Annotated in this window: 12 protein-coding genes; 8 read left to right on the forward strand and 4 right to left on the reverse strand. The window is 67.9% G+C overall.

Features of this window, described 5'->3' with window-relative positions:
- On the forward strand, positions 1-1,187 hold a 1,187-nt coding region (locus tag VA603_RS04980; RefSeq protein WP_323438122.1), incomplete at its 5' end, for an alkaline phosphatase family protein.
- Between the two features lie 59 nt (positions 1,188-1,246).
- On the opposite strand, the gene VA603_RS04985 is transcribed toward VA603_RS04980, so the two are convergent.
- Both VA603_RS04985 and VA603_RS04990 read right to left on the reverse strand, forming a co-directional pair.
- A complete protein-coding gene (locus VA603_RS04985) occupies positions 1,247-1,426 on the reverse strand; it encodes a 30S ribosomal protein THX (protein WP_132864598.1) in 180 nt (59 codons plus the stop codon).
- 109 nt (positions 1,427-1,535) lie between these two features.
- Positions 1,536-1,949, reverse strand: a complete 414-nt coding sequence (locus VA603_RS04990; RefSeq protein WP_323438123.1) for a MerC domain-containing protein — start codon at positions 1,947-1,949, stop codon at positions 1,536-1,538.
- Positions 1,950-2,095: 146 nt separating this feature from the next.
- Here VA603_RS04990 and VA603_RS04995 point away from each other — a divergent pair, with 146 nt between their 5' ends.
- The 7 genes from VA603_RS04995 to VA603_RS05025 all read left to right on the forward strand — a co-directional run bounded on the left by VA603_RS04995 (position 2,096) and on the right by VA603_RS05025 (position 11,268).
- A complete protein-coding gene (locus VA603_RS04995) occupies positions 2,096-4,294 on the forward strand; it encodes a TonB-dependent receptor (RefSeq protein WP_323438124.1) in 2,199 nt (732 codons plus the stop codon).
- Between the two features lie 159 nt (positions 4,295-4,453).
- The gene (locus VA603_RS05000) at positions 4,454-4,885 is read left to right on the forward strand and encodes a MarR family winged helix-turn-helix transcriptional regulator (protein WP_323438125.1); all 432 of its coding nucleotides are present in this window, start codon (positions 4,454-4,456) and stop codon (positions 4,883-4,885) included.
- The gene (locus VA603_RS05005) at positions 4,882-6,096 is read left to right on the forward strand and encodes an MFS transporter (RefSeq protein ID WP_323438126.1); all 1,215 of its coding nucleotides are present in this window, start codon (positions 4,882-4,884) and stop codon (positions 6,094-6,096) included. Before VA603_RS05000 ends, VA603_RS05005 begins: the two co-directional genes overlap by 4 nt.
- 76 nt (positions 6,097-6,172) lie before the next feature.
- The gene (locus VA603_RS05010) at positions 6,173-6,727 is read left to right on the forward strand and encodes a TetR/AcrR family transcriptional regulator (RefSeq protein ID WP_323438127.1); all 555 of its coding nucleotides are present in this window, start codon (positions 6,173-6,175) and stop codon (positions 6,725-6,727) included.
- Positions 6,724-8,385: an MFS transporter gene (locus tag VA603_RS05015; protein WP_323438128.1), complete on the forward strand. Its 1,662-nt coding sequence runs from the start codon at positions 6,724-6,726 to the stop codon at positions 8,383-8,385. Before VA603_RS05010 ends, VA603_RS05015 begins: the two co-directional genes overlap by 4 nt.
- Positions 8,386-8,392: 7 nt before the next feature.
- On the forward strand, positions 8,393-9,490 hold the full coding sequence (locus tag VA603_RS05020) for an HlyD family secretion protein (protein WP_323438129.1): 1,098 nt from the start codon (positions 8,393-8,395) through the stop codon (positions 9,488-9,490).
- 77 nt (positions 9,491-9,567) lie between these two features.
- A complete protein-coding gene (locus VA603_RS05025; protein ID WP_323438130.1) occupies positions 9,568-11,268 on the forward strand; it encodes an amidohydrolase in 1,701 nt (566 codons plus the stop codon).
- 129 nt (positions 11,269-11,397) lie between these two features.
- Here the strand turns inward: VA603_RS05025 and VA603_RS05030 are convergent, their stop codons facing one another.
- Both VA603_RS05030 and gltX read right to left on the reverse strand, forming a co-directional pair.
- The gene (locus tag VA603_RS05030; protein ID WP_132864607.1) at positions 11,398-11,883 is read right to left on the reverse strand and encodes a Fur family transcriptional regulator; all 486 of its coding nucleotides are present in this window, start codon (positions 11,881-11,883) and stop codon (positions 11,398-11,400) included.
- 16 nt (positions 11,884-11,899) lie between these two features.
- A complete protein-coding gene (gene gltX / locus VA603_RS05035) occupies positions 11,900-13,303 on the reverse strand; it encodes a glutamate--tRNA ligase (protein WP_323438131.1) in 1,404 nt (467 codons plus the stop codon).
- Positions 13,304-13,669: the final 366 nt, after the last annotated feature.

Genomic DNA, 13,669 nt, shown 5'->3' on the forward strand with positions numbered 1-13,669 from the left:
CGCATCGCGCCCCGGCCGATTCCACTCCGCCCGCCACTGTCATCCTGCTGTCCATCGACGGACTGCGCGCGGACATGCTCGACAGCGGCAACAGCCCCAACCTGTCGCGCCTGGCGCGCGAAGGCGTGCGCTCGGTGGGCATGCGCCCGTCGTACCCGTCGCTGACCTTCCCCAACCACTACACCCTGGTCACCGGGCTGCGCCCGGATCACCACGGCCTGATCCACAACAGCATGTGGAGCGACGCGCTCGGCCAGTTCCGCGTGGGCGATTCGCAGTCGGTCCGCAACGCGACCTGGTGGGAGGGTGGCGAGCCGATCTGGGTCTCCGTCGAAAAGGCCGGCTACACCAGCGCGACCTGGTCCTGGCCCGGCAGCGAAGCCCCCATCCACGGCATCCAGGCCAGCCTGCGCCACCCCTACGATGAAAGCGTGGCGCTGCCCGAGCGCATGCGCACGGTGCTGTCCTGGCTGCATGGCGCGCCCGGCGTGCAGAAGCCGCGCTTCATCGGCGCCTACATGGAGCAGGTGGACAAGGCCGGGCATGCACACGGCCCGGACTCCCCCGAGTACGCCGCCGCGCTGCGCCAGGTCGATGCCGCCATCGGCGTGCTGATCGACGGCCTGGCCCACGAGGGACAACTCGACCGCACCAACCTGATCGTGGTCTCCGACCATGGCATGGCCAACGTGGCCGCCGACCACGTCGTGGCCACCGAAACGATGGTGCCGCCGGAGGTGGCGCGCGTGGTCTCCGAAGGCCAGTCGGTCGGTTTTGCACCGCTGCCGGGCCAGCAGGCGGCGGCGGAACAGGCCCTGCTCGGCCGCCACGCCCACCACGAATGCTGGAACAAGGCCGACCTGCCCACCCGCTGGCATTACGGCAGCAATCCGCGCGTGCCGGCCATCGTCTGCCAGATGGACGAAGGCTGGGATGCGTTGACCCCGGCCTCGCGCAGCAAGCGCTCCCCCGGGATGCGCGGCTCGCACGGCTATGACCCGGCCCTGCCGTCGATGCAGGCGGTCTTCATCGCCCGTGGCCCGGCATTCGCGCAGGGCAAACAGCTCACCGCTTTCGACAACGTCGACGTCTACCCGCTGCTGGCGCGTCTGATCGGTATTCCCGCGCAGCCCAATGACGGCGACCCGCAGGCACTGCAACAGGCGCTGCGCGCTCCCGCCCACTGAAACCCGGGCACAAAAAAAGCGGCGCAAGCGCCGCTTTTTTCTTGCCACGCCAGGCCGGATCAGCCGGCCTTGGCCACCGTCTTCTTGGCGACGGCCTTCTTGGCCGGGGCCTTGGCGACAGTCTTCTTGGCGACCGGCGCAGCTGCGCCCACGGCCACCTTGTTCACGTGCGAGCGCGAATTGCCGTAGCTGGCGTTGTAGCGCTTGCCCTTGGCGGTCTTACGGTCACCCTTACCCATGGTCGTCAACTCCTTCAAGTATGAAATCCAAAAAAACCCGTCCGGGACGGGTTCGGCAGGCTCGCAACCGGCTCACCTGCGCCTGAGATGAGAGCCTAGCATGCGTGATTCAATGTGCGCAGCTGGCATCGTGCACGTGGTGATGGTTCAAGCGCAGGTTCAGCAGGTGCGCCAAGGCCACCAGGACGCCGCCAAGCGTCATCACGATGGCATGCGGCACCTGCGAATGATGCAGCTCGGCATGCAGCAGCCCGGCCCACAGCAGCACCAGCCCGGGGACCAGCACCGCCAGCGCGCGCAGCGCGCGGTGCCGGTAATAGCCCCATAACAGGCTGGCCAGGCCCAGCACGGTGACGAAGATCACCACGGTCAGCTCGACGCTGTCGCTCAGCCAGAACGACAGCCCCAGCGACGGCGCGATCGCCAGCAGGGCCGGCAACACCGCGCAATGCACCGCGCACAACAGCGAACCGGTGGCTCCGAAGCGGTCCAGGTACTGACGTAACGCGGCAGGCAGGGGCATGACTTTCAGCAGGGTCGGCGAATCGTTATGGAATAATATAACATAATCGTCAGCCCACCAGTCCAAGCCTTCGATCACCTCCCCCATCGCCGTGGGTTTCCCACGCCCCTCAGTTGATACACAGTAACAAAAGAGACATCGCCACCATGCCTATCTCCCAACGCCCCCTCCGCCCCCTCCGCCGCCACCTGCTCAGCCTGGCCCTGGCCAGCCTGCTGCCTTCGGCCGCCTACGCCGCCGACAATGACGCCGGCCCCCAAAGCCACAACCTGACCGAGTTGTCGGCGGTCAAGGTCACCGCATCGCCGTTGCAGGGTTCGGCCGACTCGCTGGCGCGCCCGGTCGACGTGCTGGCCGGTGAACGCCTGGACGAGCAGAAGTCCGGCACGCTCGGCGATACCGTCGGCAAGCTGCCCGGCGTGCAGAGCACCTTCTTCGGCCCCGGCGTGGGCCGCCCGATCATCCGTGGCCAGGAAGGCCCGCGCGTGCAGGTGCTGTCCAACGGCGTCGGCAACATGGATGCCTCCACCGTCAGCGCCGACCACGCCACCAGCATCGAACCGTTCCTGGCCGACCAGATCGAGGTGCTCAAGGGCCCGGCCACGCTGCTGTTCGGCAGCGGCGCGATCGGTGGCGCGGTGAACGTGGTCGATGGCCGCATCGCCAGCGAACTGCCGGACCGCCCGCTCAGCGGTCGCGCCGAACTGCGCGGCAATTCGGTCAATGACGAGCGCAGCGGCATGTTCCGGCTCGATGGCGTGAACGGCAACTGGGTGCTGCATGTCGACGGCCTGGTCCGCAACGGCGACGACTACCGGATCCCGGGCTATGCCGTCATCGATAGCCTGGAGGAACACGACGGGCACGACCACGACGAAGCCGACGCGCCGCGCCGCGGCACCCTGGACAACAGTTCCATCCGCACCCGCGCCGGTGGCGTCGGCGCAACCTGGCTGGGCGAAGGCGGCTACTTCGGCGTGTCGGCCGGCACCTACCGCACCAATTACGGCATCCCCAACGGCGCGCACGTGCACGCCGACGATGACCATGGTCATGACCACGACGACCATGACCACGACCACGAGGAAGAAGGCGGCGAGCACGATGTCCGCATCGACATGGTGCAGAACCGCTTCGATACCAAGGCCGGCATCTACGACCCGACCGCGTTCCTGAAGAACATCAACCTGCGCGTCGGTTACACCGACTACGAGCACACCGAGCTGGAAGCCGGCACGCCGTCCACCCGCTTCACCAACCGCGGCATCGAAGGCCGGCTGGAAGCGGTGCAGCAGCCCATCGCCGGCTGGGACGGCGCCTTCGGCCTGCAGTTCAGCAACGGCGACTTCGGCGCCAAGGGCGAGGAAGCCTTCGTGCCGGACACCGGCACCCGCAGCCTGGGCCTGTTCGTGCTGCAGGAAAAGCAGTTCGGCCCGTTCAAGCTGGAACTGGGCGGCCGCCATGACCAGGTCAAGCTCGACCCGGCCGACGGCTATCGCCCACGCACCTTCGACGCGACCAATCTGTCGGCCTCCGGCATCTGGAAGCTCAATGATGCGGTGGACCTGCGCTTCGGCCTGGACAGCTCCGAGCGCGCGCCGACCAACGAAGAGCTCTATGCCGCCGGTGCCCACATCGCCACCCGCTCGCTGGAACTGGGCGATGCCAACCTGAAGACCGAGCGCGGGCAGCGTGCGGAACTGGGCATCCACACCCACACCGACCGCCTGGACTTCACCGCATCGATCTACCAGACCAGGTTCAAGGACTTCATCTACCTGGCCGACACCGGCGTGACCGAATCGCTGCCGGTGCGCCAGTGGACCCAGCAGGACGCCACCTTCAAGGGCGCCGAGGCTGAGGCCACCGTGCACATGTTCGAAGGCGACAGCGGTGACTGGGACCTGCGCCTGTTCGGCGACTACGTGAAGGCCGAACTGGATGGCAGCGGCAGCCGCCGGGTCGACATCGCCGTCCCGCACGGCGACCACAACCACAACTACACCGTGGACCTGGCCAACAGCGGCTACCTGCCGCGCATCTCGCCGACCCGCTTCGGCGCCGACCTGCGCTGGTCGCGCGACGGCTGGCGTGCCTCGGTGGGGGCGGTGCGTTACGGCAGCCAGAAGGATGTCGCGCAGAACGAGGAACCCAGTGCCGGCTACACGCTGGTGGATGCACACTTCGCCTACCGCTGGGACCGCAACGCCAGCAACAGCTACGAGGTGTTCCTGGATGGCAGCAACCTGACCAACCGCGAAGCACGCCCGCACACCTCGCTGCTGCGTGACTACTCGCCGTTGCCCGGCCGTGGCGTCGCCTTCGGCATCCGCGCCTGGTTCTGAGCCCAGACAGGCAGGTGCCGGGGCATGCCCGGCACCTGCCTTCCCCCCCACCTTCCCATCCAAGGGCCAGCACAGCACCGCAGCGTTCCATCCCACCGCGCTCCCCGTATAGGTGCATATGCACCTATAATCGCGTCCACCGATTCCCCGGATCCCGCGATGGACGCCACCCGCCCCTGCACCTGCTTCCAGCTGCGCCGTGCCGCGCGCCGGGTGAGCCAGCTCTACGACCAGCACCTGGCCGCCGCAGAGCTCAGCCTCAACGCCTATTCGATCCTGCGCCGCGCGCGGGACCCGCGTCCGCTGGGGGAACTGGCCGACGCCCTGGGCATGGACCGCACCACCCTCACCCGCAACCTCAAGCCGCTGATCGAGGCGGGACTGGTGCAGACCCGACCGGGCAAGGCCGATCCCCGCCAGCGCCAGGTCCTCACCACCGCCGCCGGCATGCGTCGCCTGCACAAAGCGCTTCCGCTGTGGCAGCAGGCGCAGGATGAAGTCCAGTCGCGTTTCGGCAACGCTGCCACGTCCCAGCTCAACCAGCAGCTCGAGGCACTCGCCCGCGCGCTCGAGCCGGAGAGCCGCGCATGAGCGCCACGCCCCTGCAACGCACGCCCTGGGGCATCCTGCTGGTCGCCTCGGCCCTGCTGATGGTGACCATGGGCGTGCGCCAGACCAGCGGCCTGTTGATCGATCCGATCCACGTCTCCACTGGCCTGGGCATCGCCCAGATCAGCTTCTCGCTGGCCATCGGGCAACTCGTCTGGGGCGCGGTGCAGCCGGTGTTCGGCGCGCTGGCCGACCAGCGTGGCCCCCTGCCGGTACTGGTCGGCGGTGGCCTGCTGCTGGCTGCCGGCCTGGCGCTGGCCACGTGGATGCCGACCGCCTGGGGCCTGAACCTGAGCTTCGGCCTGCTGCTTGCCGCCGGTGCCGGTGCCGGCAGCTTCTCCGTGCTGATCGGCGCCAGCAACTGGCGCATCCCGCCTGCCCGGCGCTCGATGGCCGCCGGCATCATCAACGCCGGCGGCTCGCTCGGCCAGTTCCTGTTCGCGCCGCTGGTACAGATGCTGCTCACCGCCTTCGGCTGGGTGCGCACGCTGTACGCGCTGGCGGCCATCGTGCTGGTGTCCCTGCCACTGGCCTGGCCACTGCGCCAGCGCGCACCGCGGGTGGAAGGTGGCGCCGACGGTGAGGCGCTGGGCGTGCAGCTGCGCCGGGCGCTGCGCGACCGCAGCTACTGGTGCCTGCACCTGGGGTTCTTCACCTGCGGCGTGCACATCGCCTTCCTGGTCACCCACCTGCCCGGCGAGATCGCCCTATGCGGCCTGTCGCCAACCGTCTCGTCGATCTCGCTGGCGCTGATCGGCCTGTTCAACGTCGCCGGCAGCCTGATCATCGGCGCGCTGGGCGAGCGCTTCCGCATGAAGTGGCTGCTGTTCTGGATGTACCTCAGCCGTGCGGTGTTGATCATGGTCTACCTGCTGTCACCGCCGACACCCACCACCTTCTACCTGTTCTCCGCCGCGCTGGGCTTCACCTGGCTGGCGACGGTGCCGCCTACCGCGGGCCTGGTCGGCAAGCTGTTCGGGCCGCGCCACATGGGCACGCTGTTCGGTCTCACCCTGCTCTCGCACCAGATCGGCGGCTTCTTCGGCGCCTGGCTGGGCGGCGTCGCGCTGGAGCATGGCGGCGACTACAGCTGGATGTGGTACGGCGACATGGTGCTGGCGGCACTGGCCGCGCTGGTCAACCTGCCGATCCGCGAGCAGGCCCCGCGTCCGGCGGCGCTGGCCGCGAGCTGAATCGCCCAGAACCGGGACAGCGGGTTTCACATCGCGTCGATTGAAATCGGACATTTTTGTCCGGATCATGATCGACATGCCCTCCTTACGTTCCGACGCTGCCGCTCGTCGCGCCCTGCTGTTGGACGCTGCCGACGCCGTATTCGGCGAGCATGGCATCACCGCCCCGTTGGACCTGGTGGTCGAGCGGGCCGGCGTCGGCCGCGCCACGCTGTACCGCAACTTCCCGGACCGCGCCGCGCTGATCTGCGCCATGCTGGAGCGCTCGGTGGCCCAGCTCCAGGCGCATATCGCCGAACTCGGTGCGCGCGACGACGCCCTGTTCGAACTGCTGGCCGGCATGGCCGGGCGCATCGTGCAGTCGCCGGCGCTGGCCGACTACTGGCGTGCGGTGGACCAGGATGATCCGCAGGTGCGCGATGCCCGCCAGCACGTGCTGGCGCTGATGGAGCCCGCCCTGGAGCGCGCCAAGGCCGCCGGCTTGTGCCGCGCGGACATGCAGCTGCGCGACATCTCGCTGATCTCCAGCATGCTCGGCGCCGCCCTGCGCGGCCGTGACCGCGACGAACGTGCGGTGCTGGCCAAGCGCGCACTCGAACTGCTGCTGCCCGGGCTGGCCACCACGCCATGACCACGCTCACGCCCCTGAAGCCGATCCCGGACTGGGAGGACCACGAGAAGCCCACCTTGCCCGGTGGTGCCTCAATGCCATGGCACCCGCCGCACCGACGTGCCGCCTATGCGGCGGTGGCGGTACTGGTCGCCGTCACCGGCGGCCTGGGCAACGCGCTGATCACCGCCAACCTGCCGTGGATCACCGGCCAGATGGGCCTGCAGGCCACCGAGGCGAACTGGCTGGTGGCCGCGTACATGATGGTCAACGTCAGCGCCAACCTGCTGGTATTCAAGTTCCGCCAGGAATACGGCATCCGCCTGTTCGCCGAGATCGGCCTGGGCGTGTACGCCGCGCTGGCGGTGCTGCACCTGTTCGTCGGCAACCTCACCACCACCTTGCTGGTGCGTGCCGGCAGCGGCTTCGCCGGTGCGGCCTGCACCACGCTGGGCACGCTGTACATGCTGCAGGCGCTGCCACGCAAATACGTGGGGCAGATGCTGGTGGTCGGCATGAGCCTGTCGATGCTGGCCACGCCGTTGGCCTGGCTGCTTTCGCCCGGCCTGCTCGACCATGGCGAATGGCAGAACCTGTACCTGTTCGAAGCCGGGTTGGCACTGTGTTCGTTCGCCGCCATCGTGGTGCTGAAGCTGCCGCCGGGCATCCAGATCAAGGTGTTCGAGCCGGCCGACTTCCTGACCTTCGCGCTGATCGCCCCCGGCCTGGCGCTGCTGGTGATCGTGCTCAACCAGGGCTTCGTGCGCTGGTGGTTCGACACGCCCTGGCTGGGCTGGGCACTGGCCGCGTCGGTGGTGTTGATCACCACCGGGTTGTGCCTGGAACACCAGCGCCGCAACCCGCTGCTGCAGGTGCGCTGGCTGATGGGCCCGACCATGCTGCGTTTCATCGCCGGTGCGTTCCTGATCCGCTTCCTCACCAACGAGCAGAACTACGGCGTGATCAACATGCTGCGCACGCTGGGCATGGGGCCGGACCAGATGGCGCCGTTGTTCGCGGTGATCCTGTGCGGCGTGCTGGTCGGCATCGCGGTCGGCGCGCTGACCTTCGGCCCCAAAGCACTGATCCCGCAGTTGCTGGCCTCGATCATCCTGCTCGGCAGCGCCGCCTTCCTCGACCAGCACCGCACCAGCCTGGACCGGCCGATGGACTTCGCGCTGAGCCAGTTCCTGGCGGCGGTGGGCAGTGGCATGTTCATGGGCCCGTTGATGCTGATCGGCATCCGCCAGGCGATGGCACGGGGGTTGGACCACATCGTGTCCTTCGTCGTGGTGCTGTCGCTGACCCAGAACTTCGCCGGGCTGGCCGGCTCGGCCCTGCTCGGCAGCTACCAGTTGCATCGCGAACACGTCTACTCCAGCGCGCTGGTCAGCCAGCTCGACGCCGCCGACCCACAGGTGGCGCAACGCCTGCAGCAACAGCAGCAGGCCTACGCCCGCCTCATCACCGACCCGGTACAACTGCGGGCGCAGGCCAGCACCGCGCTGGCGAACACCGCCAGGCGCGAAGCCAACGTGCGCGCGTTCAACGACGTGTTCGCGCTCAGTGGCTGGGTCGCCATCTGCTTCCTGAGCTGGCTGCTGCTGGAAGTGACATTGCGCAACCCCCGCGTCAAACAGGCGATCCGGCCCGGCAGGGCCACGCCGTCCTCCCGTTGAGGCACCGATGAGCAAGCACACCCCACCCGCCGAAGCCGCCACGCCGGCACCGGTCTCCAAGTACGCCACCCCCAGCCGCACCGCGGTGGTGGTGATGATCGTCATCGCCCTGCTCGGCCTGGCCCTGATCCTGCGCGCATGGCAGCTGTGGCCGTTCAACAGCAGCCACGTGCATACCGACAACGCCTATGTGCGCGGGCAGGTCACGGTGCTGGCGCCCCAGGTCAACGGCTACGTCACCGAGGTACTGGTCAAGGACTTCGACTTCGTCAAACAGGGCCAGCCGCTGCTGCACATCGACGACCGCATCTACCGGCAGAAGGTGGAACAGGCACAGGCCGCCTTGGCCGACGCCCAGGCGCAGCTGGCCAATTCCGACCAAAGCCAGGCCCAGAACCGCGCGCAGATCGCTTCGGCGCAGGCCAACCTGTCCGCCGGCCGCGCCCAGCAACAGCAGAGCCAGACCGAACTGAAGCGCTACGAGCAGCTCGCCGCCCAGCAACTGGTCTCCAACAGCGACCGCGACAAGCTGCGCGCCAGCGTGCAGTCGGCCAATGCGGGCGTGGCGCAGTCGCAGGCGGCGATCCGCATCGCCGAGGAGAACCTCACCTCCACCCAGGTGGCGCGTCGCGGCCTGGAGGCCAAGGTCGCCAATGCCGAGGCTGCCCTGCAGCTGGCCCAGATCGACCTGGACAACACCGTCATCAAGGCACCGCGCGATGGCCAGGTCTCCGAGGCCACGGTGCGCCTGGGGCAGTACGTCAGCGCCGGCAGCCAGTTGTTGTTCCTGGTCCCGGACACCTTGTGGGTGGTGGCCAACTTCAAGGAAGGGCAGACCTGGAACATGGCGATCGGCCAGCCGGCCACCTTCAGTGTCGATGCGTTCCAGGGCCAGACGCTCACCGGCCACATCGAGCAGATCGCACCGGCGACCGGCTCGGAGTTCTCGGTGCTCAAGCCGGACAACGCCAGCGGCAACTTCACCAAGGTAGTCCAGCGCCTGCCGATCCGCATCGCCATCGATCCCGGCCAGCCGCTGGCCAAGCGCCTGCGCCCGGGCATGTCGGTGGTGGTGGAAGTCGATACCGCAGCCCGCCCCCGGTAGGAGAGGCCAAGGCCACTCCTGCACGGCGCGTTGCTTCCATGCGTTAGGCTGTGACTCGCCTTGATGCTGGAAGAACCATGATGCGCATCCCTCTGGCCTTTTCGATGCTCGGCATGCTGGCGGCCCCTTGCCTGGCTGCCGACACGCTCTACAGCGGCGGCCCGATCATCACGCTGGACGACCAGCGGCCCTCGGCCGAAGCGATCGTTGTCCGTGATGGCCATATCGCCTTCGTTGGCACGCGCCGTGCCGCGCTCCGATTCAGCCCCGCCGCCACGCAGGTCGACCTGCTGGGCCACGCACTGACGCCGGGCTTCATCGATGCGCACGGGCACGTTTCCGGCGTGGGCCTGCAGGCGTTGTCGGCCAACCTGCTGCCGGCACCGGACGGCGAAGGCAATTCAATCCCCGCGCTGCAGAAGATCATGCGTGACTTCCGCGCGCAGGCCACGATCCCCGGCGGCTACAAGGTGCTGATCGGCTTCGGCTACGACGACTCGCAACTGGCGGAAAAGCGCCACCCCACCCGCACCGAACTCGACGCCATCGCCACCGACATCCCGGTGATCCTGATGCACCAGTCCGGGCACCTGGGGGCCTACAACAGCAAGGCGCTGGAGTTGGCCGGCATCACCGCAGACACGCCCAACCCGGAAGGCGGCGTGATCCGCCGTGAGCCGGGCAGCCAGGTTCCCGATGGCGTGCTGGAAGAAAGCGCGCACAACCTCGCGCTGGCCAAGCTGATGCCCGCCTTGAGCATGGACCAGGCCATGGCGATGCTCGAAGCCGGCCAGGCGCTGTACATGAAGTACGGCTACACCACCGCGCAGGACGGCAAGACCGACGCGGGCACGCTGGCGATGCTGCCGATGGCGGGCAAGGCCGGGAAGCTGAAGATCGACGTGGTCGCCTACCCGGACATCCACGTCGCCCTGGAAAGCCCGGCCATGCAGGGCCCCTACTACGCGCCGACCTATACCGACCACTTCCGCATCGGCGGGGTGAAGATCAGCCTGGACGGCTCGCCGCAGGGCAAGACCGCCTGGTTGAGCCGGCCCTACTACCAGGTTCCCGAGGGCGAAAAGCCCGACTACGCCGGCTACCCCGCCTATCCCGACGCGCAGGTCGATGAATTGATCGGCAAGGCCTGGCAGCACGGCTGGCAGGTACTGGCCCATGCCAACGGCGATGCCGCCATCGACCAGCTCATCCACGCCGTGGCCGCCGCCGAAGCCGCCTATCCGGAGCGCCACCTGCTGCCGGTGCTGATCCACGGCCAGACCCTGCGCAAGGACCAGGTCGGCGAGATCCAGCGGCTGGGCATCTTCCCGTCGCTGTTTCCGATGCACACCTACTACTGGGGCGACTGGCACCGCAATTCGGTACTGGGCCCGGAACGCGCGGAGAACATCTCGCCCACGCGCTGGGTGCTGGATGCCGGCATGAAGTTCACCTCGCACCATGACGCGCCGGTGGTGTTCCCGGACGCGATGCGGGTATTGGACGCCACCGTCAATCGCACCACCCGCAGCGGCTACGTACTGGGGCCGGGGCAGCGGGTGACGCCGGAGCAGGCATTGAAGTCGCTGACCCTGTGGGCCGCCGAGCAGTACGGCGAACAGGCCAGCAAGGGCTCGATCGAAGTCGGCAAGCGCGCCGACCTGGTGGTGCTGTCCGGCAACCCGCTGACCATCGCCCACCGCGACCTGCATACCATCACCGTGCTGCAGACCATCAAGGATGGGCAGGTCGTCTATGAGGCGGTGCGCTCCCGGTAGTTGCACGCGAGCATGCCGACGCGTCTCCCGCTTCGCGGCCGAGGCCGCTTCCCGTCAGCGAAACAGACCGCGCCCAAAAGAAAAGGCCGCGCAATGCGCGGCCTTTCCAGTGCTGCTGCACGCCCTCATTCACCCCGCGCAGTTCGCGCACAGGCCATGCACTTCCAGCGTCTGCGCCTGCGGCTTGAAGCCCAGCTCCTTGGCGCGGGCCTCGAGCTGGCGGACGATGTCGCGGTCCTCCAGCTCCACCGCGCTGTGGCAGCGGTCGCAGATCAGGAACGGCACCGAGTGCTGATTGCTGCTGGGGTGGTGGCAGGCCACGAACGAGTTCACCGACGACAGCTTGTGCACGAAGCCGTTGGCCATCAGGAAATCCAGCGCGCGGTACACCGTGGGCGGGGCATCGGCACCGACGCCCTTGCCTTCACGCACCCATTCCAGCAGTTCGTAGGCCTTGACCGGCTTGCCCGCCTCGGCGATCAGGCGCAGCACGTTGGCGCGGATCGGCGTCAGCCGCAGCCCGCGCTCACGGCACACCCGCTCGACCACCGCGATGAAGCCCGCCGCGTCGTCAACGTGGTGGTGCGGCGCAGTACAGGAGTGCGATTCGGTCATGTCTACCTCGTGGGAATCAGGCCTTGGGAACCTTGATGAGTGCGGCGTCGATGCGTTTCAAGGCTTCATCGTGGCCGGCCAGGTACACGGTATGGGAAATGTCGGGGCTCACCTGGGTGCCGGTGATGGCCACGCGCAGCGGCTGGGCGACCTTGCCCATGCCGATTTCCAGCGCCGCGGCGGTGTCGTGCAGGGCCACCCCGACCGCTTCGGCGGTCCACTCCGGCAGCGCCGCCAACAGCTCGCGGGCCTTGGCCAGCGGTGCATCGGCGCCGGGCTTGAAGTGCTTGGCCACGGCGGCTTCGTCGTATTCGGTCAGCGGGGTGTACCAGACCACGGCCTTCTCGGCCATTTCCTTCAGGGTCTGCACGCGCTCACGCAGCGCGATGACCACGTCCACCGGGGCCGGGCCGGCGTTCACGTCCAAGCCCAGCTTCTCCAGCTGGTAAACCAGGTGCGGCACGATCGAAGCCGGCTCCTCGGTCTTGAGGAAGTGCTGGTTGACCCAACCCAGCTTGGCCATGTCCAGGCGCGAGGCCTTGGAATTGCAGTTGGTCACGTCGAACAGGTCGATCAGCTCCTGGCGGCTGAACAGCTCCTGGTCGCCGTGCGACCAGCCCAGGCGGGCCAGGTAGCTGAGCAGCGCGTCAGGCAGGTAGCCGGCGTCCTTGTACTGCATCACGTCGGCTGCGCCGGTGCGCTTGGACAGCTTGGCGCCCTGCTCGTCCAGGATCATCGGCATGTGGCCGAACTTCGGTACCGGGGCACCGATGGCCTCGTACAGGTTGATCTGGCGCGGGGTGTTGTTGATGTGGTCGTCACCGCGGATGACCTCGGTGATGTTCATGTCCCAGTCGTCCACGACCACGGCGAAGTTGTAGGTCGGGTAGCCGTCCGGGCGGAAGATGACCATGTCGTCGAGCTCGCTGTTGGCGATCTCGATGCGGCCCTTGATCAGGTCGTCGAACACCACGCTGCCATCGAGCGGGTTCTTGAAGCGGATGACACGGTTCGGGTCATCCTTGAACGGCAGGTTCAGCTCGCGCGCGGCGCCGTTGTAGCGTGGCTTCTCCTGCTTGGCCATGGCCGCCTCGCGCATCGCGTCCAGCGCTTCCTTGGTCTCGTAGGCGTAGTAGGCCTTGCCCGAGGCGATCAGTTGCTCGGCCACTTCCTTGTAACGGGCGACCCGGTCGGTCTGGTAGATCGGGCCCTCGTTGTAGTCCAGGCCCAGCCAGTCCATGGCCTCCAGGATGGCGTCGATGGCCGCCTGGGTGCTGCGTTCCCGGTCGGTATCCTCGATGCGCAGCACGAACTCGCCGCCGCGGTGGCGGGCCTCCAGCCAGCAGTACAGCGCGGTGCGGGCGCCACCAATGTGCAGGTAGCCGGTGGGACTGGGGGCAAAGCGGGTGCGGACGGTCATGACAGGCGCAGATGTGGGAATCCGGCCATTTTACCCCGTCCCCCCTCAACCTGCCGTGCCCGCCGCAGGAGCGCCCTCGGGCGCGAGGCCGGTGGTCGCGGGGGCTCGGCAGCATCAGGGGTTCGTGAAATGCGCTGGAGAAAGGCCGTGGGCATGTTGAAGGGCGGCGCTTGTGCCTTCAGGGCGAAAAGCGCCCCCTCCCCAACCCTCCCCTGCGCTGCGCGCAAGGGAGGGGGCAACCGCAAATGCAGGAGCCGTGCCTTGCTTCTGGATTCGCCTTTGCTCTGCTTTTGCCCCCTCCCTTGCGCGCAGCGCAGGGGGGGGTTGGGGAGGGGCGCTTTGGCTTTGGCCATGCCGTTGCTCCAG

This window comes from Stenotrophomonas capsici, from assembly GCF_034961085.1.
GTDB lineage: Bacteria > Pseudomonadota > Gammaproteobacteria > Xanthomonadales > Xanthomonadaceae > Stenotrophomonas > Stenotrophomonas capsici.